The organism is Mycobacterium sp., from assembly GCF_052144515.1.
In the GTDB taxonomy this organism is placed as follows: domain Bacteria; phylum Actinomycetota; class Actinomycetes; order Mycobacteriales; family Mycobacteriaceae; genus Mycobacterium.
The window spans coordinates 30,215-53,103 of sequence record NZ_JBKQQD010000561.1 but is presented as its reverse complement, the minus strand read 5'-3'; the positions used below and the strand labels follow the sequence as shown (position 1 = coordinate 53,103).

Below are 22,889 nucleotides of genomic sequence, written 5' to 3'. Positions count from 1 at the left end.
ACGTCGATGCGGCCACCACCTCGATCCGCTATCCGCTGCGGTGGCACCACCTGGGGCTGGTCCTGTGGTACCCGAACCCGGGCGCCGAAGGCGACGAGCTTGCCCGGCTGCAACGGTTTCTCCGCGACCTGGGCGAAGCCGCCGCTGTCGCCGCCAGCCCGCTCTTCGTTGCCGCCGACCAAAGCTGCGCATGGGGGTGGCTGCCGTATCGCGCGGAGGCTCTCGATGCCGTGGCAAAGGTCCGCAGCTTCGCGCTGGGTCGAACGGATTCGCCGAGTCTGGCAATTGGGTCCATGGCCGGCGGCGTCGAGGGATTTCGCCGCTCACACCGGGAGGCAGAGGAGGCCCGCGGCGTCGCGATCGTCAGCGAACGGCTCAATTCGTCGAGCCCGACGGTGGTGGGGGTCACCGATCCGGGGTTGTCGGTGGTGGCGCGTCTTGGTGGCGACGTGGTCGCCACCCGCGACTGGGTGGCCACCGTGCTTGGGGACCTTGCGAATGATGACGAGAACGACGCGCGACTGCGCGAGACGTTGCGGGTGTTTCTGGGATGCGGCTCCAGCTACAAGGTGGCAGCCGAGGAACTCAACTTGCACTTCAACTCGGTGAAGTATCGCGTGGCCCGTGCCGTCGCCCGGCGCGGCCGGGACATCGGCAGCGACCGGCTCGACGTGGAACTCGCGCTGCTCGCCTGTCACTGGTATGGCACCGCGGTTCTGCAGCAAAAAACCCGATAGACCGGCCGGGCTGGTCTATCGGGTTTTGCGGGCAGGTGTTACGCGACCGCGGGGGCGGCGAGACGGCGGGACACCGTGGGCAGGTAGGCGGCGCGGGCCTGCGCGGAGATCCGGCGCCTGATCGCGTGGCCGGCGGTGATGATGGCCGGGACGAGCACCGGGAACGTGGTCAGAACAAGCATGCTGGCGATGGTCAGGTACGTCGCGATGACAGAAGACATGGTTAGCTCACATTTCTCCGCAGTGCGGGGTGGTTGGGATGGGTTGTGGCAGTATGTGATTCGCACTCAGCGGGCTGCTGAGGAACGTCGTGCTGTGTTCGTGATGAGAAATGTAACGACGCCGACGCGGCTCAGCGATGTCTTCAACCGACCAACTTGCGACGCCTTCTTGTCTTCGGGTAACAAAAGCGGCTCGCTTGTATTGCGATATGTGCGCTTAACGCGAATTTTGTTCGCGCGAACATTCTCTTTGCGCCGACCCCGGCCTATCGTTTTTCTATGACAACCAACGAAAAGACCGTTTTCGAAGGTCCCCTGCACCAGCTTGCTCGTAACACGTGGCAGTTGCTCATCCTCATCGGCATCACTTCCGTGGCACTCGGTGTCATCATCCTTGTCTGGCCGGGCAAGACACTGCTCGTGGCGGGTGTCCTTTTCGGCATCTACTTGGTGGTGTCCGGGGTTGGATACATGTTCGCCGCTTTCGGCACTCACGCCGGCGCCGCAATGAGAGTGTTGGCGTTCCTCACCGGCGCCGTGTCGCTGGTGCTGGGATTCTTCTGCTTCCGCGACAGACTCGAGTCGATCTGGTTGTTGGCCCTGTGGGTCGGCATCGGCTGGGTATTTCGCGGCGTCACCCTGCTCGCCGCGGCGCTATCCTTCGACCACCTGCCCGGACGCGGCTGGCAGGTGCTCTCCGGCATCATCATCGTTATCGGCGGCGGAGTGCTGATCGTCTCCCCGATCGATTCGATGTTCATCCTGACCTTGGTCGCCGGATGCTGGCTGATCGCCATCGGCATCGTGGACGTCATCAGCGCACTGCAGGTCCGCCACCGCGCGAACGCGTTGCACGGCGGCGCTTAAGGCAGTCGCCGCTCGACCTCGAACGCGAGACACAGCTCGGCGAGATCTTTCGGCCGCGAGAGTGATCGGCCGGTCAACTCCTCGATGCGGTGCAGACGGTGCCGCACGGTGTTGGGGTGGCAATAGATGTTCGCCGCGGTGTCGTTGGCAGAGCCGCCCATCTCCAGCCAAGCCTGGAAGGTATCGAGCAGCACCGTGCGTTCCTCAGTCGGCATCGCGTCCAGTGGCCCTAGCACCGACGACCTGATCTTCGCCATGACCTCAGGCGCGCTGACCGCCGCGACCGCTAGCGGGGTGTCGTCGAAGACGGCAACGAGTGAGTCGGCCGTCGGTTTTCCGGTGACCGCCAGCCGGGCGAATCGCAGCGCGTCGCTCGTTTCGGCCAGCTCGTGAAACGGCGGACTGATTCCGACTCGGGCGGCCGCCGCCTGCCGGAGCACCTCGACAAGTGCGCCGAGGCTGTCGGGGCCCCGCAGATGGACGATGCCGACCTGCAAGTCCGGCAGCAGCCGCCACGCCGATCGGATATCGCGGGTGGAGAGCTTATTTTCGATTGTGGGTAATCCCAGCTTTCCGATCGCCGGCAGTTCCGCTGCAACGACGACGTACGGTCCCGAAGTGGGTAGCCGCAGCAGGTCTGCCGCCTCCCAGAGGCTCTGACTGTCGGTAATCCGCCGAGACAGCAGCGCTTCTACCAACGCCGATCGCTCTTCCTCCCGCTCGAGAATCTGCGCGGTCAGCTGCTGACGGTAGGCGCTGCTCATTGCCTGGGTGAACGTGTCCTGAGCGAAGAAGACCCGTGCGGTGGCATCCAGGATCGAGTCGGTAGGTATTGCCGCGGCTCGCGCGGTGGCGAGGGTCTCCTCCCACATGAATCGGAAACCGATGCGGTAGGCAGTCATCACCGCTGGCAGCGGCACACCGGCGAGCGCGCGTTCGGTGCCGGTCTGCTCAGCGGGCGAGACATCGACATCGGCGTCCCCGGCGAGCGAGTCGAAGATGAACGTCACGTTCGCCACACAACTTTCGGCGACCTGATCCTTCGTGACGACGCTGCCGTCGCGGTATGCGTCGATCTCGCGGCACAGCAGATCGGCCATCGTTTCCCCCAATCTCGGGGCGCGGCCCAGCATGAGTTTGCCGAGCTGGACGATGTGCGGATCAGGGGTGGACAAACGCCTGACGCCAGCGGTTTTCGATGACACGCTCATACCCCTAGACCCTATTCCTGGATATCGGCTGATGTGGGCGGTCACACCCAACCGGCTCACATCTTGTTGACGGCGACATTGTTTTGCACAGGCGCCCGAATGACCATTGGAACCAGCAAACAAGACATTTTCGAAAGGCACCTGATGACCGCCCTGAGCGCCAACCTCGTCGCATCGAAAGATCGCAGCCCCAACCGCGTTGCGCTGCGTTGCGACGATTTACAGCTCACTTACCGCGAGTTCGACGCCGCGGCGGCTCGCGTGGCGACGCTGCTGGAGCGGGCCGGAATCGAGCCGGGCGACCGGGTGGGCGTGATGTTGCCGAACACGCCCGCATTCGCCATCGTGTTCTACGGGATCATCTATCGGGGCGCCGTCGCGGTCCCGATGAACCCGCTGCTGAAGTCCCGTGAGGTGTCCTACTACCTGTCCAACAGCGGCGGCAGGGCGTTGTTCGCGGCACCGGCCTTCGCTGAGGAGGCCACCGCCGGCGCCGCCGAGGTGGGCGCCCAGTGCTGGCTCGTCGACGACGCTGGGCTGGCCAAGCTGATCGCCGACCTGCCTCACCAGGACTCGCCGGTTCAGCGCGACCACGATGATGTCGCGGTCATCCTGCATACGTCCGGCACCACCGGTAAGCCCAAGGGAGCCATGCTCACGCACGGCAATCTTGGGCGCAATGCCGAGGTCAGCGTGCGCACCCTGGTTGAGACCGGGCCGGACGACGTGGTGATGGGCTGCCTGCCGCTTTTCCACGTCTTCGGCCTGACCTGCGGTCTCAACGGTGCGGTCCTCGCGGGCGCGACGTTGACGCTGATCCCTCGGTTCGACCCACGCAAGGCTCTCGAGGTGATCGAGCGTGACGCCGTCACGGTGTTCGAGGGAGTGCCGACGATGTATTCGGCGCTGCTCAGCGTTGCCGACGAGGCCGCACCAGGGGCGACGCAGAGTCTGCGGACCTGCGTCTCCGGGGGTGCGGCCCTGCCCGTACAGGTTCTCACCGATTTCGAAAAGGCCTTTGGCTGTGCCGTTCTAGAGGGCTACGGGCTCTCCGAGAGCTCTCCGGCTGCCGCGTTCAACCATCCGAACCGGCCGCGCAAGGCGGGCTCCATCGGCACCCCGATCGAGGGTGTGGAGATGCGGGTGGTCGACCTGGACGGAGTTGAGGTCCCCCAGGGACAGGCGGGCGAGATCCAGATTCGCGGCCACAACGTAATGAAGGGCTATTGGAACCTGCCCGATGCAACCAAGGCCACGATCACCGCCGAGGGGTGGCTGAATACCGGCGACGTCGGACGCGTCGACGAGGACGGCTACTTCTACATCGTCGACCGGACCAAAGACATGGTCATCCGCGGCGGGTACAACGTCTATCCGCGCGAGATCGAGGAGGTGCTCTACGAGCATCCGGACGTGGCCGAAGCCGCCGTCATCGGTATCCCGCACGATTCCCTCGGCGAGGAAGTCGGGGCTGCGGTCGCCCTCAAGAAGGGGGCCGCGGTGACGGCGGATGAGCTGCGCGAATACGTCAAGGAGCGGGTCGCCGCCTACAAGTATCCGCGCCTGGTCTGGCTGGTCGACGCTCTGCCCAAGGGACCCACCGGCAAGGTCCAGAAACGCGACATCACCGTTCCGACAACTGAAAGCACACAATAACTATGGCAAGTTCTGCGAAAGGTCCCAAGGATCCCACGACCAAAGTCGACGAGCTGGCTGCACCGCTCGACCTGCTCCTTACCAGCGCCACCAAGCCATTTGCCAGCCGAATGATGCCGAATACCACCTGGGCCCGCTTCGCCGGCAACCTCGCTGCGCACCCCGGCGCGGTGGCCGACCGGGTTGGCACGCTGACCCGTGAACTCGGCAGTATCGCCGCCGGCAAGTCGCACCGTGTTCCGGCACGGGCCGACAAGCGGTTCACCGATCCTGCGTGGCAGCAGAATCCGTTCTTGCACAGAATCATGCAGGCCTATCTGGCAGGTGCCGAGACCGCTGAGGAGTTGCTTGCCGATGCCCAGTTGGATTGGCGCGACAACGAGAAGATGCAGTTCGTCGTAGACAACTTTGTGGAGGGCCTGGCACCCAGCAACAACCCGCTAATCAGTCCGCTCGGCTGGAAGGCGCTGATCGATACCGGCGGTCTGAGCGCAGTACGGGGCGTGAGAGCCTTTGCCCGAGACATCCTTTCGAAGCCTCGCGTGCCGGCGATGGTTGAGCCCGACGCCTTCGCGGTGGGGGAGAACCTGGCTATCACCAAAGGGGCCGTCGTACTGCAAACCTCGGTGTTCGAATTGATTCAATACGCCCCGCAGACGGCCAAGGTGCGCGCGATTCCATTGCTCATGGTGCCGCCGGTGATCAACAAGTTCTACATCATGGATATCGCGCCTGGGCGTAGCATGATCGAGTATCTCGTCCAGCAGGGCCGGCAGGTCTTCGTGTTTTCGTGGCGCAATCCGCAAGCGCGCCACCGAGATTGGGGCTTCGACACATACGGCGCGGCGATCGTGGAGGCAATGGACGCGGTGCAGAAAATCACCGGGACCGACAGCACCCACCTGTTGGCCACTTGCTCGGGCGGCATCCTCGCAGCAATGACGGCGGCCCACCTCGCAGAGATCGGCGAGGGCGATCGGGTCGCGGGTCTCAACCTGGCTGTCACCGTGCTGGATGAGACCCGGGGCGGGTTCGCGGCGGCGGCGATGAGCGAGCGCGCAGCGCAGGTGGCGATTCGAGTTTCGGCCAGGAAGGGTTACCTCGACGGGCGCGACATGGCGGAGATGTTCGCCTGGCTGCGGCCCACCGACCTGGTGTGGCGGTACGTAGTGAACAACTATGTGCAGGGCCGCAAGCCGGCGCCGTTCGACGTGTTGTTCTGGAACGCCGACACCACCCGGATGGCCGCTGCCCTGCACCGCGACCTGGTGCTGATGGGCCTGCGTAACGCGCTGGTCACGCCCGGCGGGGTCAGCATGCTGGGCAGCCCGGTCGACCTGGCCAAGATCACCTCCGACGCCTACGTGGTCGGCGGCGTCGCCGACCACATCTGCCCGTGGCAAGCCACCTATCGCAGTGCGCGCCTGCTCGGCAGCAAGGACAATCGCTTCGTCCTGTCCACCAGCGGGCACATCGCGGCATTGGTGAACCCGCCCGGCAACCCCAAGGCGTCGTTCCGCACCGGTCCGGTCGACGCCGAGGATCCCCAACAGTGGCTGGACTCCGCCGAGAAGCACGCTGACTCCTGGTGGCCGGACTACGTCAGCTGGCTCGCCGAGCGTAGCGGCTCGGAGATCGACGCTCCGAAAACGCTTGGCGGGGAAGACCTCCCGCCGCTGGGTCCGGCCCCCGGCAGCTACGTAATGGAGAAGTGACCGATGCGCCGCACGGTCGCCGCGATTAAAGCGGTGAGCACGATTGGCGAACACCGCTACATCACCGCCGGCGGTCAGCGGATCCGAGTGAACGTGCGGGAGGGAACCGGCGTGCCGCTCGTGCTCTGTAACGGCATCGGCGCCAGCCTGGAAGTGCTCGATCCGCTGGTAGAGAACCTGGCTTGCCCGGTGGTCAGATTCGACGTTCCTGGGACCGGAGGATCACCCACCTCCCCTGCGCCCTATGGGTTTCCCTACCTTGCCTGGGTGTTGGGCCGGCTGCTGTCCAAGATCGGAATCGGGGTGGTGGACGTACTAGGGCTATCCTGGGGCGGCGCTCTTGCGCAGCAGTTCGCTTTCCAGAACCCGCGCCGGTGCCGTCGCCTGGTGCTGGTGGCGACCGGCACCGGTGTGCTTATGGTGCCGGCCCACCCACGGGTACTGGCGAAAATGCTTACCCCGCGCAGGTTCTCGGATCCCGATTACGCCGCGGCCATTGCCGGTGGGCTTTACGGCGGTACCGTCCGCGCCCATGGCGACGACGTGGCGCGACTGTTCGTGCGGCAGCTGCACGCCGGATCGAAGATCGGTTACGTGCATCAACTGCTCGCGGGTTCGGTCTGGACCAGCCTGTTCGCGCTGCCCGCGGTGCGACAGGAGAGCCTGATCGTGGCCGGCACCGATGATCCCATCATCCCGCTGGCCAACGCCCACATCATGAACGCGTTGCTGCCTCATTCGCGGCTACACCTGCACTCCGGCGGGCACATCGACCTCGTGCACAACGCGACCGAACTCGCTCCCGTCATCGAGAAATTCCTGTGTGAACCGGGAGAACGACCTTGAGCCACAATGACATTGATGACGTCGACACCTCGGATTTCTATTCGTATGAGCGCCTGCTCATGGGCGCCTATGAGAACGCCTTGGCCTATGTGGCAACCGCCGCTATACGGGATTCAAAGATCCGGCGGTGTCAGTGAGCGCGGTCTGACGAATCACCTTGTGCACGAAGCCCAGCTTGCGGATCACCGGGGGCGGGATCTCGAACGGGTAGAGTGGGCTTTTGCCCATCGCGGTGTTTATGCGGTTGAAGAACAGCGCCAACCACTTCCAGTCATATAGCAACTGCTCGATGGGCGCGTCGGCGTAGGACGCGAGCGGGACGATGTCCCGGGGAATCGCGACGCTCGCCCTGTCGGCGATCAGAACCAGACCGGCCTCGCGCGCGGTGTTGATGGTGTCGGTGATGTGCAGATAGTGGGCAAAGCACTCCGCGAAATCCTCCCACGGTGCATCGCCGCGTACTCCGAGATGAAGGAGTCGCTCCAGTTCTGGGGCGCCCCAAATTTGTAGTGACGGGCGATTTCGGCTTGGTAGTCGGCGCGTTCGTCACCGAAGAGCGCGCGGCACTCGTCGCCACGAATGTGCTACGGGCAGAGAACTGTTCGCGAATCAGGCCCCCGAGCCCCTCGCCGGTGTAGACACCGAGGCGAGAGCACATCTCCTGCACCACGACCAGCGCGACGGTGACGAGAACCATCAGGAACAAGGTGCGATAGGCGAATTGCGCCCCGGCGCTGGCGTAGGTCAGGATCCCCCCGGCGTCGTTGCCCGCATTGGCCGCGATCAAACCCGGCCCAAGGATGGCCAGCACAGCGAGAAGCCGGACCACCCAGGGACGACGGATGTGCCGCGGGGTTTGTGCCGCTTGGGGCTTAGTCACGAAGCTTCGCCGCCGTCCAGCATCGCCTGCAGCCGGTTCCTGTCTGACTCGCTCAGCTCGGCAAGGAGGGCCGCCCGCTGAGAAGGTTTCAGCTGACGAAGCGCCTCAACTGCTGCCGAGGGCGTCGCGAGGGCAGTCACCTGTGCCTGCTGCCCGCGCCCCAGTTCGGCAAGGATCGCCGCCACATCTCTGGCACGCAGCTTTTTGAGCGCTGAGGCGGGACGTCCGAGTTGCATGCCACCACCGATGATCCCGGCCGCAGCCGCGGGCTCGTTCCCCGGCAGCGCGGTATCGATGAAACGGGGAACGAACGCTTGCAGGTCGGCCCACTCGATCGCACGATCCGGTGGCGGACAAAGTCGGCGCTTAGGCAGCAGCCGACGGCCAAACGCCAGCACGCCTACGTCGATGCCGGCGAGCTCCCACCCACGGGGCCCGTTGAGTAAATACACATCCGCGGCCCGCACGACCTGAACCCCGGCGACGTCCACCAGCTGACGGTCCAGGACGTCACGGGCCAGCGCGACTTCGCCCTCACCCCGAACCGGTCGCGACACCGTCTGCTGCTCGGATCGCAGGTGTGCTCCAGTCTGGGTCAACGTCACGTCTTGCAGATCAACGAACGCGAACCCGCTGCCTACGCCGACGAGGATCCCGACGACTGGTGGATACGTGACATTGGCGTCCCAACGGACCACGACGTCGCTGACCTTGCCGACGCGGGTTCCGGCGGCATCGAGGACGCGACGGCCGAGCAGGTGGGCCAACGAGATCGTCTGGTCGGCGATCGTCCGACTAGCAGCGATCCGATCGTGCAAAGTGGCTGATACAGCCCCGCGACGGGTGGCTCTGCGCTTATCAGGTGTGGCCAATGTCGCCTCCCCGCGGTTCTCGGACGCTCCTGAAATGAGGGCGCAAAATGCACCAACGGTGTCCGCTATCCTCCCAGCACGCCCACGTCGCGGTAGACGTTTCGGCAGAAACGCGCGCGAGCAATCCGGCCGACACCCTCAACCACCGGTGCGGTGTGCGCGAACCCTTCGATGACACGGTGTCCTTGCCGGTGCTGTGGCGGCGGCGATTCCGCCGCTGGTGCAGGAAGCACGCCAGTTCATCGAACAGGCACCGCTATCTGCAGCAGGCGCAGGACCACTCCTCGCTGATCGGCGGGCTCAACGAGGGCTTCCATGTGCAACAACGGATCACCGACATGATCCGTGGGCCGGGCGCACCGACGGTCGGGGGTGTCGTCAAGGTCGGAAAGACGGTGTTCGGCGCCGCGTCACACGTCGGTATTGTGGCTGTGCTCAGCGTCTATTTCCTGGCTGACATGCCCCGCATCCGGGCCACGGTGTACCGGTTTGTGCCGAACTCTCGCAGCCGGGCCGGGCCGGGTCGGAGGCGAAACCATGAACTCATCACCGGTGAGGAAATGAGCTATCACGCGGTCGCCGAGTGCGGGAAGCGATACACGTGCAGCCCGCCGGGGTTGTCAGGGAGATACCCCGATACGCCGTCGCGAAGTCGCCCTGCTGATGACGCCATAGATAGTCATGCGCCTGCTCAAGTGATCGACGGGGGCTTAAAGCTACGCACGGCAACACCTTCGGGATTCAGTCTGCTCATGACGTGCTTGATCGTTGGTGTCCTTGCCCGCCGCGTTGATTGCTTGAAGAACAATCAGCAGAGCCCGGTCAGCCTAGGCGAAAAAGCGGTCCTGCAGCCCGATCAATGCATCCTTGGCCTCGGTCGGGCGGCCGAGGCAGCGTGGTGTTGGACTCATTCAGGCGGTTTGCCGGAGACAACCGCTAACGCGATGAAACGTCCCTTCAGGAGGCCATCGCGTTAGCAGCGGCGCGTGCCGAAAGCGCATCGAGCACAGCGTATTCCGCTTCATAGACCGCAGCCTGCGCGAAATCGATCGCATCGAGGGCATAGCCCTCGACCATCTCGGCATAGCCCTCCATCTCTTTGGCGTCGTGTTCGGCTTTCTTCTTCTTCAAGTCCTTGCGAATCTTGGCAACGTGGGCATTCCATTTGTCGGCCAGATCCTGCCAATGCTCGGATGCCTTGTCGTGGGCGGCTTCAGCCCGGTCTTTGAGGTGATCAGCGGCTTGCGATGCCCTGTCTCGCGCCTGGGCCGCATCCGCTTCGACCTGCTCGCGGGCCTGCTGCCCAGCGGCGCGTATCTTTTCGTTTGCCTCTTTGGCGGCGGTGGAGACCTTCTCGAATCGCGCGCTCAGGTCGTTGTCTGCCATCAGAAGTCCCCTTCAGAGTTAGGCGTTTGTCTGTGCTGTTATCGTCTCGCGGGGCTGCGCGCCGGCGTAGGGTCCTAAGTCCTCGCAAGTTGCTCCGATAAGACAGTGCTGGCAGATCGTGTGCGACACCTTCGACCCCACGCGCGTTGGCGCCGCAGACGATCGGCTTCAGGTGGGGCCCGGAGCTCGGTGGTCATCGATCGTTGTCATGCCGACGTCGCTGCGTAATAGGCCTGCATGAATGACTTTGTGCCCTATACCGGCGATGTGATCAGCGCAAACATGGCGAGTGCGACAGGCAGAGATCCAGGCGGGAAGCGGCATGTCCGTTTCGCTGGTTATGAAGCCGACGTTGAGCGCACTGGCAATTTCTGAAGTCCAGGAGGCACAGGAGGCAGTTGTGGCCCAGCAGTCAAGTAACGGTAACTTTTCAACGCGAGACGTGGTGGCCGGCATCGGGACCTACGGGGTGGCTGCCGTGTTGTGGGTGTCTGCGGTGGTGACCATTCTTCAGGGCATTTCCGCGCTGGCCCACGATCAGACGCTCGTCGTCGGGCGGGGTTATGTGTACGAGTTCAGCACCAACGCCTGGGGCTGGATCCATATCGTCATGGGGATATTGGTCGCGGTCGTGGCCTTTGGACTGTTCTGGAGTACGACATGGGCACGCGTCGCCGCCATCATCGTCGCCTCGTTGTCGATCGTGAGCCAGTTCCTGTGGCTTCCGCACTACCCGGTCTGGGCAATCGTGGTGATCGCACTGGACATCTTCGTCATCTGGGCGGTGGCGACCTGGGAGAGCCCGGTGGCTCGCGCCGCCAGCCGGGTGAAGGGCGCGCCGAGTGCCCCTGGGATACAACGCGTCTCGAGTTGGCCGGAGTTGTCGGAGTGGCTGGGTGGCTTCCCGTCGTGGCCGACGCTTCAACCGATGTTCGGCGGTCAACCGATCCGGCTCGAGGACGGGGTGAAGGACGGCCGCTACGAAATCCGGGCCGAACTGCCCGGCATCGATCCTGCCAAAGGCGTCGACGTCACCGCGCGTGACGGGGTGCTGACGATCAGGGCCCAGCGCAGCGAGAGCAGCGAATCCAGCGGCCGATCGGAATTCACATACGGGTCGTTCGTCCGCTCGGTCGCGCTTCCGCCGGGATCGAACGAACACGACGTCAACGTCACTTACCGCGACGGCATCCTGACCGTCTCGGTGGGGCTGCCGCAGGCCGCGGCTGCCGAAAAGCACATCAGCGTCACCTCGGGCACCTGATCTGGTACACCCAACCCGGGTGAGCGACGAAGGTTCGCCGTCGTGGTCACGTGTAGGGTTACACTGCTCTGCGTGTGAGTCTGGTTGAACACCAAACATATTGGGCGGCAGTAGTCGGTCGCTCTGATGGCACACGCGGGGTCGTCAGCAAAGCATTGAACCTCTCGCCATTTGGGGACCTGCGGCGTCTGTTCGCCAGCGTGACCTGATCTTGAAGGACGTTGCTAGGTAGTCGATTTCTGTCGACCCCGCGGTACTGAAGTCGTCCAGTACACCGCGGGCGTGCCGGGATAACGAGCAACCAATGTGGTACGTCAAGGGACCCTCGGCCCTACGTCCGGCCGCCGAGCACGCGCACGCTGTTCGACATCGGGGACGACAAATTCTAGAAGGAGTCGATCATGAAACCGTTGTCGGAGTCGCTGATGGATCTTGCCGCTCGTGTCAAAAGGCTCGAGGACTCGGCCGCCGCGGTGCGGGAGCAGAACCGAGCCGCGCTGCAGGCGCGCCGCGAAGAACTTGAAACCGTCATCGACCGCGAAGTCAAAGAGTTGAGAAGACGACGGCGGAGGCGAAGGAAGCCGCACGGGGCTGGTGGTCAGACACCAAGGGCGCAATCGAACGACAGATCGCCGCGATGCGCGCTGACTTCGAAAAGCGGCACGCTGAACTTGAGCAAAAGAGCGTAGAGCGGCCGCCGAAAACGCCCGAGGACGACGCGGTGGCGGCCGTCACTTTGGCAGGCTACTGTCTTGACGCCGCAGAGTGGGCCGTCGTGCGGGCCGAACAGACGGGCGGCGAGGCCGACGAGTTGGCCGCCACCAGGAGCTGACCAGCCATGACCACGTTGCAATCTCCGCAACTTTTCGCGCATCTGTGGAAGGCCACGCTGGCATCGGGGCTGATCGCTCTCGCCGGTCGGCAACCGGATCTTGCTATTCATCAGCGGCGCGCTCGCGGTGATCTTGGGCGTGCTGGCCTTTCGTCACTTTGGCCAAGGATATGCAGTTCTGTTACTGGCCATTTGGATCGGAGTTGCTTTTATATTCCAAGGTGTTTCGGAATTTGCATTGGCGACAAGCTACGGTGAAATCCCCGGCGGGGCTGGCTGATCTTGGTGGCATCATTGCCGTGCTGGCCGGCGTTGTCGTGCTTGCCTGGCCGTTCAGTTCGATTGTCGCGCTTGCACTCGTCACCGGGATCTGGCTCGTCATCATCGGGGTCGCACGGATCGTGTGTACATTTCGGGCGCGCACGGCAGCCAGTGCCGTCGAGCGAGGCGTCGTGCGGTTGACGAGCGCTGTCAGGTATGGCTGGCCTTCAGGTGCATGACCGACCAGGTGCATTACCGCCCCGGGTGAGGAACGGGGATTCGAAGCGCGCGGTGGACTCCTAGACGCGTGACCCCAATAATGGTCGTCTCGAGCATCGCTCGGCACGGAAGGCCACCACCGCCGCTGCACCGGGAAGGAACTCCCATGATCCCTTACTCCGATGGCATTCCGGCCCGGCGGTTCCCGGTTGTCAACGTCACGCTGATCGCCGCCAACTTCGCGGTCTTTCTGTTCTACGAGTTGCCGAACGGGGATACGACGATCAACCAGGCATCGTTCTATCCGTGCGATGTCGATAACGCCTGCCACGTTGGCTTGCCTTGGGGTGTTGGTTGGATCACGGCGATGTTCATGCATGCCGGCTGGGATCACATCCTCGGCAACATGCTGTTTTTGGCGATCTTCGGCAAGAACGTTGAGGACGCGTTGGGGCGGCTGGGCTATCTGGTCTTTTACTTCGCCGGCGGATTCGCCGCAATCATGATGCAGACCGCGATGACCCTGCTCTTCGGCACGGCGTCCGACGCGCAGATACCAACCCTGGGCGCTAGCGGCGCGATCGCCGCCGTGCTGGGAGCCTATTTCGTGCTCTATCCCAACTCACGCATCCTTACGTTCGTGGCGTGGTTCCCAGTCAGGATCCCGGCATGGTTCTTCCTCGGCGGCTGGTTCCTGTACCAGTTCTTCGAGGGCAACTCCGCGCTGGTTCACCCCTCGAACAGCGGTGGCAGTGGTGTCGCGTTCTTCGCCCATGTCGGTGGATTCCTCTTCGGCGTGATCGTGGCCAGAGTTCTCGTCGGTGCCGGGCGAGTCGCGGCCCAGGACGTGTGATGGCATGGAATTCCCGCCGCGATGTCGATATGGCTCCCTAATACATCCGTCTGAACATTTCGACGACCGGCGCGAGCTCGGCGGCGTTGGCGATCAGATCGACGTGTCCGCCTGAGTGAAGATGCAGCGTCGAATTTGGCAGCAGCCGATGCAGGATCCTGGCGTTCGCCAACGGGACGACCGGGTCGTCGAGTCCGGCGACGACCATTGTCCGTTGCCGGACCGGCGGCAACGCGAAGATGCTCGTCCACACCGAACCGGCGAGCAGTTGATGGAGGTATCCGACACGGGAGCCGGCCATCAGCTGGCGGTCGAACAATCGCTTGACGACCGACGGGTCGGTGCGGACCGTCCCACCGTAGAGTTCACCGGCGATCGAGGCCGCGTACTCGTGGTCAAGGAAGCGACGTGGTGTGAGCAGTTTGGTCAGCACACCCGGTTTTCCGGGCACCATGATGATGCCGTTTCCCGGTGGAGACGAGGATCAGCCGCCGGCAGTAGCGTGGGTTCTGAAAGGCGAACTGCTGTGCGAGCGCGCCACCCCAGGACAGTCCGAGGACATCGACGGCCCGGGTGTTGAGATCGAGCTTGTTCAGGAGTTGTCGCAGTACTGTGGCGAGGTATGGAAACCCGTACGGCAGTGGTGAATCCGGTGAACCGCCGCTCCCGGGCACGTCGAACCGCACCACTGTGGTGTCCGGATCAAGGTGCTTCACTACCGAGTCCAACACTTCCAGGCTGGCGCCGATACCATTGCACAACACCAGCGGCACCCCCGTCCCGGAACGGACGTTGACACGGATCTGCTGTCCCAGCACCGGGATAAGGCGCTCCGTGCCGGCCCTATCGGACGGTGACGCGTTCATGAGTGCCGCGCGATGACGCCTGCAATGCGCGCCGGGCGTTGTTCACCGGCGATCTTGTCGGTCATCTCGAACATCGATTCCGCAGTCGAGGTCATCTGGTGCCCGCCTCGCACGGATACGCTGCGGAACCGCCTGCCCGACAGAATCGAGCAGAGGTGTCCGCTTCAAAAATCTTGTTATAAGCCGTCTTTCGGGCCGAGCATGTCAGTGTTCGCGCACATAGGTGCCCGGTGCCGGTTCCAATGGCACGATGCCCGCGCCCACGGGCGAGTCCAAGCTTTCCCGCGTCCGTCCCAGACGACCGTCGCGTCCCGTCGCGTCCGCCGGCGACTCCGAGCCGAGAATAGGCGGTCGGGCCGAAGCCGGTTTCATCGGCGACCGCGCTAACGGCAGCGACTTTTTCCTGCACCGTGTCGCAATCCATGTCTGGCAGGTTAGATCTCGATCAGGCCGCCGCCATCGGCCTCAGGGAACGAAGATCATCCGCATCATTGTCGCTGACCGATGAGCGTGAGCGCCGCGACCTTGACCGCCGCTGGGGCACGGCGCCCCGAAACGGGTGCATTGTCTCCGGAAAACAATGAGATCTCGGAAACTGGTTGGTTGGGGACTGCGCAGCGACCAGCCACGCTGGCTACGCTCTTGCCGAACCCAAAGTCCGGGTGTCCAACACGCCACTGCGTTGATAACCGCATTGCGAAGAAGCAACACGAGAAGGGATACCGCGATGACGCGTAATCCGTCGATCGATCTGTTCAGGCTGCCCGATGAGCACAACGAATTGCGCGCGGTGTTGCGGGATCTGTGCGAGCAGGAGATCGCGCCGCACGCCGCCGACGTCGATGAGCATTCGCGTTTCCCGGAGGAGGCGCTCAAGGCGCTGAGCGCGTCGGGGTTTTCCGCAATCCATGTGCCCGAGGAGTACGGCGGCCAGGGCGCGGATTCGGTGGCGACCTGCATTGTGATGGAGGAGGTGGCGCGCGTTGATGCGTCGGCATCGTTGATCCCCGGGGTGAACAAACTGGGCACGATGGGTTTGATATTGCGGGGTTCGGACGAGCTGAAGAAGCAGGTGCTGCCGACGCTGGCGGCTGGGGAGGCGATGGCCTCGTACGCGCTCTCAGAGCGCGAGGCCGGCAGTGACCCGGCCGCGATGCGCACCCGTGCGCGACGCGACGGCGACGAGTGGGTGCTCAACGGCGCCAAGTGCTGGATCACTAACGGCGGCAAGTCGACCTGGTACACGGTGATGGCGGTGACCGATCCGGATAAGGGCGCCAACGGGATTTCGGCGTTCATCGTGCACAAGGACGACCCCGGCTTCACGGTCGGGCCCAAGGAACGCAAGCTGGGCATCAAGGGCTCGCCGACCACCGAGTTGTATTTCGAGGACTGCCGCATTCCCGGCGATCGGATCATCGGCGACCCGGGCACCGGGTTCAAGACCGCGCTCGCGACGCTGGATCACACCCGCCCGACCATTGGGGCGCAAGCGGTCGGCATCGCGCAGGGGGCGCTGGACGCGGCGATCGCCTATACGAAGGGGCGCAAGCAGTTTGGGCAATCGGTCAGCAATTTTCAGGGTGTGCAGTTCATGCTGGCGGATATGGCGATGAAGGTGGAGGCGGCCCGGCTGATGGTCTACAGCGCCGCGGCGCGCGCCGAGCGCGGCGAGCCGGCATTGAGCTTTATCTCCTCGGCCTCGAAGTGCTTTGCCTCCGACGTGGCGATGGAGGTGACGACCGACGCGGTACAACTGTTCGGCGGCGCCGGCTATACCAAGGATTTCCCAGTCGAACGGATGATGCGCGACGCCAAGATCACCCAAATCTATGAAGGCACTAACCAGATTCAACGTGTCGTCATGTCGCGCGCACTGCTGAAGTAGCCGCACCGGCCGGCGGCCACACTTTCGACCTATGAAGTGCGCGCCCGTGGTGGCTGACGGTCCGCGGAAAGGACCGCCGTGCCGTACCAGTCGCACACCAGCAGCGCCTCGGCCACCCACACCCGCGCCGGATCGATGTCGTTGCACAGTAGTGCCGCGACCGCCAGACCTGAGTCGGCGGCCGCGATGACTGTCGGCCCATGCTCACCCCGAGCCAGCGCGACGTCGCGGCCGGCCTGCGCCTGGCGGTGCGAGCGGCGAAAGCCCTCGAAGCCCGCGGCCATTGTTCCGATTCCGACGCTAGGCGAACCCGGATTCCCCGCCGTGAACCGACGGACCTCCTCGACGTGATCCTTCACCGGAAATGTCGGGTGGACAATCCATCGAACGGTGGGCTAGATGTCGGCACCGGTCCAAGCTCAAGCAGGTTGCTGGTCGAAAAGTGGGCCGCACGCCAAGATGAAAGCTCCGGGAAGGACGGATTTTCCGTAGACGCTAAGCCGATCGCCCAAGTTGCGGATGAACTCGGGATGACCACCGGCAGGCTGGGCACAGGAGTCGTAAAGGAAAAAGCCGCCCCTTGATGAGCATCGAATTAACTACACCCGTCCCGCGGTCAGTTTTCACGTGCCGTCGACACTGACCTAGCACTGAGCGCCCTCTAGCTGGGTTAGCTCCCCGTCGAACCATGCGGTTGCATAGCGGATCTGATTTTTGACGTGGTCAGTAGCTTCCGCCTTGAGGTCCAACCCGTCGATGATCTGCTCGGCGAGATGACGAGGATAATCGGACAACCCTTGCGTTCCACAACTACAGGCAACCTCGGTATCGTCACCGTCACCGCTCGCGCGATGTTCGTCGATTATCTGACGGATTCGTACAATAAGTGTGTGGCGGATACGCTCAGCGGGATCGGGCATGTCGCTTCTCTCCTGAATAACTTTCCTACGGCTTGCGTCATCGTCTCTCTCGCACGCGGATCGGCGTAGGGTCCGAAGTCATCGTTAGCGTCGCGGCTGGGGGCAAAACACCGGAAGGGCTCGGTAACGGACGCTGAAGCTTGCATTTTCATGCTGTCCATCCACCTCGCCATCAAATGCAATGGCGGTCGGCCCGTCGACGCAGCTGAAGCTGAACTCCGGAACATGCTGCTCGTGATACAGCCGGCTGCGTACCAGCCGTCCGGCCATCATCGCCGTCATGACGCGGATCTTGCTGAACGGTCTCCCGGTTTCCAGAATTCGCACATCGATCAGCCCATCATCGATCCGGTTGCGTTGCGCCGGCGCGAATCCGGACGGCAGGTACGTGGAGTTGCCCAGGAAGAACAGCGAGGTCTGGAGGGTCTTGTTGTCGTAGCGGATACGCACCGGCTCCTCATTCCGCAAGGTACGCAGCATTGCGTAAGCCGCCGCCGGCGGCTTGCCGATCTTGTGTTCAAGCCGTTCGCGTACCCGCACGAAAGTGGGGTAGGCGCCGATGCTCGAAGTGTTGATGATCATTCGAGTGTCGTTGAAGCACATGAGATCGACGCAGAAAACGCTGCCCTCCCGTATCGCCCGAATGGTCTTGCTCACGTCCTCACAGCCGATGTCCTTCGCGAAGTGGTTGAACGTGCCGGCCGGGAAAACAGCCAGCGGACGGCCGCTATCCATCGCTGCAGCCGCCGCGCACGCGACGGTTCCGTCGCCACCACCGACGCACAACACTTCGGCCCGCTCGGCCGCCGCACGCAGCACCTTTTCGATGTTGTCGTTGGAGGCCAGTTGAATGATCTTGGCGTTGGGCAGTTCCCGGCGAACCTGGGCGATCACCCGTTCCCCGGTCCCGCTGCCCGCGGCGGGGTTGACGACCACGACCAGGCCGGCACCGTCCGGCCGCGGTGGCGTATCGATGCGCAGCGGGTCGGCGTTCGGCAGATGGTGTTCGACGATCGGGGGGACCAGACGCCCACCCAACACGGCGATGGACGCGCCAATACCGAAGCCTGCCAACACGTCACTGGGATAGTGCGCCCCCGTCGCGACGCGCGAAAGCCCGACCAGACCGGCCAGCACGGCGAGAACCAGCCCCAGCGTTGGGTTTTCCAGCCCGACACCGACCGCGAACGTTGCCGCGCTGGCGGAATGACCGGAGGGCATGGAGTACGACCTTGGAAGGGGCAGGCGCCGCGCCGACGGAACCGACCCGAATCGGGGCCGCTGGCGTCGCCACACCCGCTTAGCCAGCTGATTGGTAATCGCACTTGTCACCGCCAGGCTGACGACACCGCGGCCCGCGCCGCGCCGCGCCGAGCGACTCCCCGAGAGCGCCATAGCAGCCGCTATCGCAAACCACAGCTTGGCGTTATCGGCGGCACGGCTGAGCGCCGGCATCGCGGTGTCAAGCAAGGGGCTGCGCGAGTCCGTGATCGCCTCAAACACCTCGGCGTCGAGGGCACCGAGGCCCTTGCTGATCTGCCGCAACCCGGGCGATGTGCGCGGCGCCGTTTTCATCAAATCAATCTATACCTCGACGCCATCGATCGGATTCGAATGAAGCGCCGTGGAGGCCCTGATGGTGCTCCTCGGCGTCGCCCAGAATCTCAACACGGTGGCTGGCGGGAGTGACTGCCCGTACTCCAGCCGTCCCAGACCCCTTGGCGGCTAGCTGAATACCGCGGTTGACACCCTTGACCCCGGCCTCACCCGACCGGCCAGCCACTGACCGACTGCCTTTACTCCAGCCGTCGCGAATCCCTCGGCGGTTCCTTGAATACCGCCGATCACTCCCTTGGCCGCGGCCATGACCAGCGAGCGCACCAAAGCTGCCCTCCTATGGGACATTTGGGGCCTACGTGCTCACCCATTGCGGCCTGCGGGCGACGATTCGTCCGGTGCCCACCAAGAGTCCTGTCACGAGAGCCCCGAAGACGAATCCTCCGACGTGCGCGAAGAATGCGACATCACCATCGACTTCGGCCTGATGGGTGCGGGTGACCCCGATTCGACCTGATCATTGCGTGGAACTTACTGTCGGCGCCCGGCGCGACCGCCGCACAGCAGCTGCGGCTGCCGCGTCTTGCCGCAAGGATCAACAATGAGCGCGTGCGGCTGGGAATCGAGCTCCCGCAAGCGGTTACTGCCGGTTTGCGTTCGCCGCGAACCATCCCCCCGCGGCAATGGAATCGCCACGATGACAGCCGAACTCGACGAGGACTCCGGGATCCGCCTGTTATCCGCGAGCGATTCCGCGGCTGACCGGGAGCAGGCATGCCGACGGGCCGCTGATCTGGCCGCGGGAATCGACGGCGAGCGCAGACCCCTCGCGGCGCTGCAGGCGCAACTGCTCCTCATCGAAACGCTCATGGCCGCGGGCCGGACAGCGCAAGCTCGAAAAGAACCGACGCCAGCTTCTGCCAAGTGCGCTGAACTCGGGCTCTCGCGTCTGCTGGTCGATGCGGGACTCGCGTAGAGCAAAATTCAAGAGTCGAGGGCTCCGCTGAGTCCGGATGTCAGCGGTGATCGCGCCGGTCAAGCGGATCAGGTCTGGTGGACCCACCGCGACGTCCCAATGCCGCCTGCCCGCACTACACAGCACCCGGTCCCAGTTCAACGCCGAGGCGTCCACCACCGTCCGCAGCCGCCTGCGCTGGCCGAACGGGGAAATGGCGCCGACCACGTAGCCGGTGGACCGTTCGGCCGCAGCGGGTTCGGCCATCGCGGCTTTGGGCACGCCCAGCGCCGCGGCGGCCGCCTTCAGCGACAACTTCGACGGCACCGGGACGACCGCGACGGCCAGTTCCCCGGGCAGCGCGATGATCAGGGTCTTGAATACCTGCTCGGGCGCGAAATCCCCGGAGGCAGACAGGTCGGTGATGACGTTGAAGTGCAAGACCTCGTGTGGCACACCGGCTTTGACGAGTGCGGCGATCCCCGGTGTTGCTGCGCCGGCCACTAGGACGCTAAGGGGTTAAGGACCCGAGTACCCCGGCGGGTTGACGCCGTCCACCCAGAAGTCGACGCCGAGTTGCCCACCCGGCACGCAGTCGTACACCGACAAGTCGGTGACGCCGGACTCGACCAGCACGTCCTCGCACAGCAGCATGTTGCCGGTGTACTCCCGCGACGGCTTGTTGAGGATGACGTAGGCGGAGTCGGCGTAGACCTCGGGCTTGCGGGCGCGGCTCATCGCTTCGTCGCCGCCGAGCAGGTTCTGCACCGCGGCGGTGGCCACCAGGGTTCGCGGCCACAACGTGTTCGAGGCGATGCCCTCCTCGCGCATCTCCTCGGCGATCCCCAGCGCGCACAGCGTCATGCCGAACTTGGCCATCATGTACGCCGTCGGCTTCAGCCATTCCTTGCCGAGCAGCACCGGCGGCGACAGCGTCAAGATGTGCGGGTTCTCCCGCCCCTTCAGGTGCGGGATGCACGCCCGCGATACCGCATACGTGCCGCGCACCTGGATGCCGTTCATCAGGTCGAAACGCTTCATCGGCACCTCGGAGATGGACCCCAGGTTGATCGCCGACGCATTGTTGACGCAGATGTCGATGCCGCCGAACTGCTCGACGGCCTTGGCCACCGCGGACTCGACCGATTCCGGGTCGCGGACGTCCCCGACGATCGGCAGCGCCTGGCCACCGGCTTCCTCGAGCTCCTTGGCCGCGGTGTACACCGTGCCCGGCAGCTTGGGGTGCGGCTCGGCGGTCTTGGCGATCAGGGCGATGTTGGCGCCGTCCTGAGCGGCCCGCTTGGCGATCGCGAGGCCGATGCCGCGGCTGGCGCCGGAGATGAACATGGTCTTGCCTTGGAGGGAAGTGGCGTGGGACATGGCGCCACACTAACGCCCTGCTCCACCCGATTTGACCGGGGGCTTCGGAAATAGCCCGCTGGTATCCGCTGTTAAAACATTCGGTTTACTTCTGGGCGGGTGGTATACCCGCAGACACTGTCGGTCGCAGCCTTTAGATTGGGAGGAGGAGTGTGGTGTCAACGGCGACGAGCCTGTTCGGCGAGCAGGAGTTGGCTCGCTTGTTTGTAAGTCCGGTGTCGTTACCGGTGTTGTCCGGCGACACCGCGACAGAAGGGACCGTGCTGATCGAGATGGCAGACTTTGAAGATGGTCAAGACGGCGCCACCGGGTCGGAGGTTCCCGAACCCAGGCCGCCAAATGAGACCGACGCGCAGCTGACGGCACGTTTCGAGCGCGACGCGATTCCCCTGCTGGACCAGCTGTACGGCGGCGCGCTGCGCATGACACGCAATCCCGCCGACGCCGAGGATCTCCTGCAGGAGACGATGGTCAAGGCCTATGCCGGCTTTCGCTCCTTCCGGGAGGGCACCAACCTCAAGGCCTGGCTGTACCGGATCCTGACCAACACTTACATCAACAGCTACCGCAAGAAGCAGCGCCAGCCGTCGGAGTATCCGACCGAGGAGATCACCGACTGGCAGTTGGCGGCGAACGCCGAGCATTCCTCCACCGGGTTGCGCTCGGCTGAGGTCGAGGCCCTGGAGGCGCTGCCGGACACCGAGATCAAAGAGGCGCTGCAGGCATTGCCGGAAGAGTTCCGGATGGCGGTGTACTACGCCGATGTGGAAGGTTTCCCCTACAAGGAGATCGCCGAGATCATGGATACGCCGATCGGAACCGTGATGTCACGGCTGCACCGCGGCCGGCGTCAGCTGCGTGGTCTGTTGGCCGATGTGGCCAAGGACCGGGGCTTCCTCCGCGGTCAGCAGGCGCACGAGGAGGTGCCGTCATGAGTGAGTTTTCCGGTCCGACGGCGCCGTGCCCTAACGACGATGCGCATGGCTACATCGGCTGCGCGCAGGTGATCGCCGAGGTGTGGACGCTGCTTGACGGCGAATGCACACCCGAGAACCGAGAGAAGCTTCGCCAGCACCTCGAGGCTTGCCCGGGATGCTTCAAGCATTACGGGCTCGAGGAGCGGATCAAGACATTGATCGCCAGCAAGTGCAGAGGCGAGAAAGCCCCCGAGGGGTTGAAGGAGCGCCTCCGGCTGGAGATCCGGCGGACCACCATCATCCGGGGTGGGCCCTAGCGACTAGGAATTGGGTCGCTTGCCGTGGTTGGCCTTGCTGTACTTGCGGTCTTTCTTCTTGCGGCCACGCTTGGCCATGGTGGAAACCTCCCGGGAATCGCATTGTTGCTCGGATGCAGGTTGCTCAGCACCCGTCAGATTGCTGCCCAGTCTCTCACGGGGACCCGACGCGGCGCCGACGACCCATAGAAGGCCCACGTAACCGGTGTCTGGACCCGTCGTGTGGTTCGATATACATGAGCCTGACCAAAGCTTGAAAAACCAGCAGC

General features: G+C 64.1%; 21 protein-coding genes and 6 pseudogenes. 14 read left to right on the top strand and 13 right to left on the bottom strand.

The annotated features are described in order from the left end of the window. Positions 1–737, top strand: a 737-nt coding sequence (locus ACLP9N_RS38515) for a PucR family transcriptional regulator (protein ID WP_442412306.1), incomplete at its 5' end; no start/stop codon positions are given. Positions 738–775: 38 nt separating this feature from the next. Here ACLP9N_RS38515 and ACLP9N_RS38510 read toward each other — a convergent pair. Further along, positions 776–958, bottom strand: a complete 183-nt coding sequence (locus tag ACLP9N_RS38510) for a hypothetical protein (protein WP_442412305.1) — start codon at positions 956–958, stop codon at positions 776–778. Positions 959–1,237: 279 nt separating this feature from the next. Between ACLP9N_RS38510 and ACLP9N_RS38505 the strand changes: the two genes are divergently transcribed. Beyond that, positions 1,238–1,825, top strand: coding sequence for an HdeD family acid-resistance protein (locus tag ACLP9N_RS38505; RefSeq protein WP_442412304.1), 588 nt, complete (start codon positions 1,238–1,240; stop codon positions 1,823–1,825). Here the strand turns inward: ACLP9N_RS38505 and ACLP9N_RS38500 are convergent. Then, positions 1,822–3,030 (bottom strand): PucR family transcriptional regulator, encoded by a 1,209-nt coding sequence (locus ACLP9N_RS38500; protein ID WP_442412303.1) that lies wholly within the window; start codon positions 3,028–3,030, stop codon positions 1,822–1,824. The genes ACLP9N_RS38505 and ACLP9N_RS38500 overlap by 4 nt on opposite strands. 150 nt (positions 3,031–3,180) lie before the next feature. Between ACLP9N_RS38500 and ACLP9N_RS38495 the strand changes: the two genes are divergently transcribed. From ACLP9N_RS38495 to ACLP9N_RS38485, 3 genes are read left to right on the top strand one after another with little or no spacing between them, the layout of a single operon-like run. Further along, positions 3,181–4,692, top strand: coding sequence for a long-chain-fatty-acid--CoA ligase (locus tag ACLP9N_RS38495; protein WP_442412302.1), 1,512 nt, complete (start codon positions 3,181–3,183; stop codon positions 4,690–4,692). 2 nt (positions 4,693–4,694) lie between these two features. Further along, positions 4,695–6,407, top strand: coding sequence for a PHA/PHB synthase family protein (locus tag ACLP9N_RS38490; RefSeq protein WP_442412301.1), 1,713 nt, complete (start codon positions 4,695–4,697; stop codon positions 6,405–6,407). A gap of 3 nt (positions 6,408–6,410) precedes the next feature. Further along, positions 6,411–7,253: an alpha/beta fold hydrolase gene (locus ACLP9N_RS38485; RefSeq protein WP_442412300.1), complete on the top strand. Its 843-nt coding sequence runs from the start codon at positions 6,411–6,413 to the stop codon at positions 7,251–7,253. 102 nt (positions 7,254–7,355) lie between these two features. On the opposite strand, the pseudogene ACLP9N_RS38480 reads toward ACLP9N_RS38485, so the two are convergent. The 4 genes and pseudogenes from ACLP9N_RS38480 to ACLP9N_RS38465 all read right to left on the bottom strand — a co-directional run. Continuing rightward, positions 7,356–7,825, bottom strand: a pseudogene (locus tag ACLP9N_RS38480) (putative zinc-binding metallopeptidase); the annotation flags it as partial. Positions 7,826–7,872: 47 nt separating this feature from the next. Continuing rightward, positions 7,873–7,950, bottom strand: a pseudogene (locus ACLP9N_RS38475) (hypothetical protein); the annotation flags it as partial. 179 nt (positions 7,951–8,129) lie between these two features. Next, positions 8,130–8,951 carry a magnesium transporter MgtE N-terminal domain-containing protein gene (locus ACLP9N_RS38470; protein WP_442412299.1) on the bottom strand — a complete coding sequence of 274 codons (822 nt, stop codon included), beginning with the start codon at positions 8,949–8,951 and terminating at the stop codon, positions 8,130–8,132. 1,011 nt (positions 8,952–9,962) lie between these two features. Further along, the gene (locus ACLP9N_RS38465) at positions 9,963–10,391 is read right to left on the bottom strand and encodes a hypothetical protein (protein ID WP_442412298.1); all 429 of its coding nucleotides are present in this window, start codon (positions 10,389–10,391) and stop codon (positions 9,963–9,965) included. A gap of 400 nt (positions 10,392–10,791) precedes the next feature. Between ACLP9N_RS38465 and ACLP9N_RS38460 the strand changes: the two genes are divergently transcribed. The 4 genes from ACLP9N_RS38460 to ACLP9N_RS38445 all read left to right on the top strand — a co-directional run bounded on the left by ACLP9N_RS38460 (position 10,792) and on the right by ACLP9N_RS38445 (position 13,820). Further along, positions 10,792–11,655, top strand: coding sequence for an Hsp20/alpha crystallin family protein (locus ACLP9N_RS38460; protein ID WP_442412297.1), 864 nt, complete (start codon positions 10,792–10,794; stop codon positions 11,653–11,655). A gap of 637 nt (positions 11,656–12,292) precedes the next feature. Then, complete coding sequence (locus ACLP9N_RS38455) at positions 12,293–12,487, top strand: hypothetical protein (RefSeq protein WP_442412296.1); 195 nt, start codon at positions 12,293–12,295, stop codon at positions 12,485–12,487. Positions 12,488–12,645: 158 nt separating this feature from the next. Then, positions 12,646–12,987 (top strand): DUF308 domain-containing protein, encoded by a 342-nt coding sequence (locus tag ACLP9N_RS38450; protein ID WP_442412295.1) that lies wholly within the window; start codon positions 12,646–12,648, stop codon positions 12,985–12,987. A 146-nt stretch (positions 12,988–13,133) separates the two neighbouring features. Beyond that, positions 13,134–13,820 carry a rhomboid family intramembrane serine protease gene (locus ACLP9N_RS38445; protein WP_442412294.1) on the top strand — a complete coding sequence of 229 codons (687 nt, stop codon included), beginning with the start codon at positions 13,134–13,136 and terminating at the stop codon, positions 13,818–13,820. 37 nt (positions 13,821–13,857) lie between these two features. Here the strand turns inward: ACLP9N_RS38445 and ACLP9N_RS38440 are convergent. Beyond that, positions 13,858–14,686, bottom strand: a pseudogene (locus ACLP9N_RS38440) (alpha/beta fold hydrolase). A 727-nt stretch (positions 14,687–15,413) separates the two neighbouring features. Between ACLP9N_RS38440 and ACLP9N_RS38435 the strand changes: the two are divergent. Continuing rightward, positions 15,414–16,574 carry an acyl-CoA dehydrogenase gene (locus tag ACLP9N_RS38435; RefSeq protein ID WP_442412293.1) on the top strand — a complete coding sequence of 387 codons (1,161 nt, stop codon included), beginning with the start codon at positions 15,414–15,416 and terminating at the stop codon, positions 16,572–16,574. 29 nt (positions 16,575–16,603) lie between these two features. Here ACLP9N_RS38435 and ACLP9N_RS38430 read toward each other — a convergent pair whose 3' ends face one another. The 3 genes from ACLP9N_RS38430 to ACLP9N_RS38420 form a co-directional block, all read right to left on the bottom strand. Then, entirely contained in the window at positions 16,604–16,933 is a 330-nt protein-coding gene (locus ACLP9N_RS38430; RefSeq protein WP_442412292.1) for a hypothetical protein, read from the bottom strand. Positions 16,934–17,218: 285 nt separating this feature from the next. Next, positions 17,219–17,494: a hypothetical protein gene (locus ACLP9N_RS38425; protein WP_442412291.1), complete on the bottom strand. Its 276-nt coding sequence runs from the start codon at positions 17,492–17,494 to the stop codon at positions 17,219–17,221. Positions 17,495–17,578: 84 nt separating this feature from the next. Further along, positions 17,579–19,069: a bifunctional phosphatase PAP2/diacylglycerol kinase family protein gene (locus ACLP9N_RS38420; protein WP_442412290.1), complete on the bottom strand. Its 1,491-nt coding sequence runs from the start codon at positions 19,067–19,069 to the stop codon at positions 17,579–17,581. Between the two features lie 454 nt (positions 19,070–19,523). On the opposite strand from ACLP9N_RS38420, the pseudogene ACLP9N_RS38415 reads away from it, so the two are divergent. Together ACLP9N_RS38415 and ACLP9N_RS38410 are read left to right on the top strand one after the other, a co-directional pair. Further along, positions 19,524–19,597 (top strand): annotated as a pseudogene (locus ACLP9N_RS38415) (hypothetical protein); the annotation flags it as partial. After that, a pseudogene (locus ACLP9N_RS38410) lies at positions 19,598–20,027 on the top strand (serine/threonine-protein kinase); the annotation flags it as partial. Between the two features lie 36 nt (positions 20,028–20,063). Here ACLP9N_RS38410 and ACLP9N_RS38405 read toward each other — a convergent pair. Next, positions 20,064–20,510: pseudogene (locus ACLP9N_RS38405) on the bottom strand (YbaK/EbsC family protein); the annotation flags it as partial. A 15-nt stretch (positions 20,511–20,525) separates the two neighbouring features. Then, positions 20,526–21,386 (bottom strand): SDR family oxidoreductase, encoded by an 861-nt coding sequence (locus ACLP9N_RS38400; RefSeq protein WP_442412289.1) that lies wholly within the window; start codon positions 21,384–21,386, stop codon positions 20,526–20,528. 272 nt (positions 21,387–21,658) lie between these two features. On the opposite strand from ACLP9N_RS38400, the gene ACLP9N_RS38395 reads away from it, so the two are divergent. Continuing rightward, positions 21,659–22,321, top strand: coding sequence for a sigma-70 family RNA polymerase sigma factor (locus ACLP9N_RS38395; protein WP_442412310.1), 663 nt, complete (start codon positions 21,659–21,661; stop codon positions 22,319–22,321). Further along, entirely contained in the window at positions 22,318–22,620 is a 303-nt protein-coding gene (gene rsrA, locus ACLP9N_RS38390) for a mycothiol system anti-sigma-R factor (RefSeq protein ID WP_442412288.1), read from the top strand. The genes ACLP9N_RS38395 and rsrA overlap by 4 nt, the downstream gene beginning before the upstream one ends. A gap of 3 nt (positions 22,621–22,623) precedes the next feature. On the opposite strand, the gene ACLP9N_RS38385 is transcribed toward rsrA, so the two are convergent. Then, positions 22,624–22,698 carry a 50S ribosomal protein bL37 gene (locus ACLP9N_RS38385; protein WP_139825066.1) on the bottom strand — a complete coding sequence of 25 codons (75 nt, stop codon included), beginning with the start codon at positions 22,696–22,698 and terminating at the stop codon, positions 22,624–22,626. Positions 22,699–22,889 lie beyond the last annotated feature (191 nt).

Coding starts and splice junctions, on each gene's coding strand:
- ACLP9N_RS38510 (WP_442412305.1), bottom strand. CDS start 958: ATGTCTTCTGTCATCGCGACGTACCTGACCATCGCCAGCATGCTTGTT.
- ACLP9N_RS38505 (WP_442412304.1), top strand. CDS start 1,238: ATGACAACCAACGAAAAGACCGTTTTCGAAGGTCCCCTGCACCAGCTT.
- ACLP9N_RS38495 (WP_442412302.1), top strand. CDS start 3,181: ATGACCGCCCTGAGCGCCAACCTCGTCGCATCGAAAGATCGCAGCCCC.
- ACLP9N_RS38490 (WP_442412301.1), top strand. CDS start 4,695: ATGGCAAGTTCTGCGAAAGGTCCCAAGGATCCCACGACCAAAGTCGAC.
- ACLP9N_RS38485 (WP_442412300.1), top strand. CDS start 6,411: ATGCGCCGCACGGTCGCCGCGATTAAAGCGGTGAGCACGATTGGCGAA.
- ACLP9N_RS38465 (WP_442412298.1), bottom strand. CDS start 10,391: ATGGCAGACAACGACCTGAGCGCGCGATTCGAGAAGGTCTCCACCGCC.
- ACLP9N_RS38455 (WP_442412296.1), top strand. CDS start 12,293: ATGCGCGCTGACTTCGAAAAGCGGCACGCTGAACTTGAGCAAAAGAGC.
- ACLP9N_RS38445 (WP_442412294.1), top strand. CDS start 13,134: ATGATCCCTTACTCCGATGGCATTCCGGCCCGGCGGTTCCCGGTTGTC.
- ACLP9N_RS38435 (WP_442412293.1), top strand. CDS start 15,414: ATGACGCGTAATCCGTCGATCGATCTGTTCAGGCTGCCCGATGAGCAC.
- ACLP9N_RS38425 (WP_442412291.1), bottom strand. CDS start 17,494: ATGCCCGATCCCGCTGAGCGTATCCGCCACACACTTATTGTACGAATC.
- ACLP9N_RS38420 (WP_442412290.1), bottom strand. CDS start 19,069: ATGAAAACGGCGCCGCGCACATCGCCCGGGTTGCGGCAGATCAGCAAG.
- ACLP9N_RS38400 (WP_442412289.1), bottom strand. CDS start 21,386: ATGTCCCACGCCACTTCCCTCCAAGGCAAGACCATGTTCATCTCCGGC.
- ACLP9N_RS38395 (WP_442412310.1), top strand. CDS start 21,659: ATGGCAGACTTTGAAGATGGTCAAGACGGCGCCACCGGGTCGGAGGTT.
- rsrA (WP_442412288.1), top strand. CDS start 22,318: ATGAGTGAGTTTTCCGGTCCGACGGCGCCGTGCCCTAACGACGATGCG.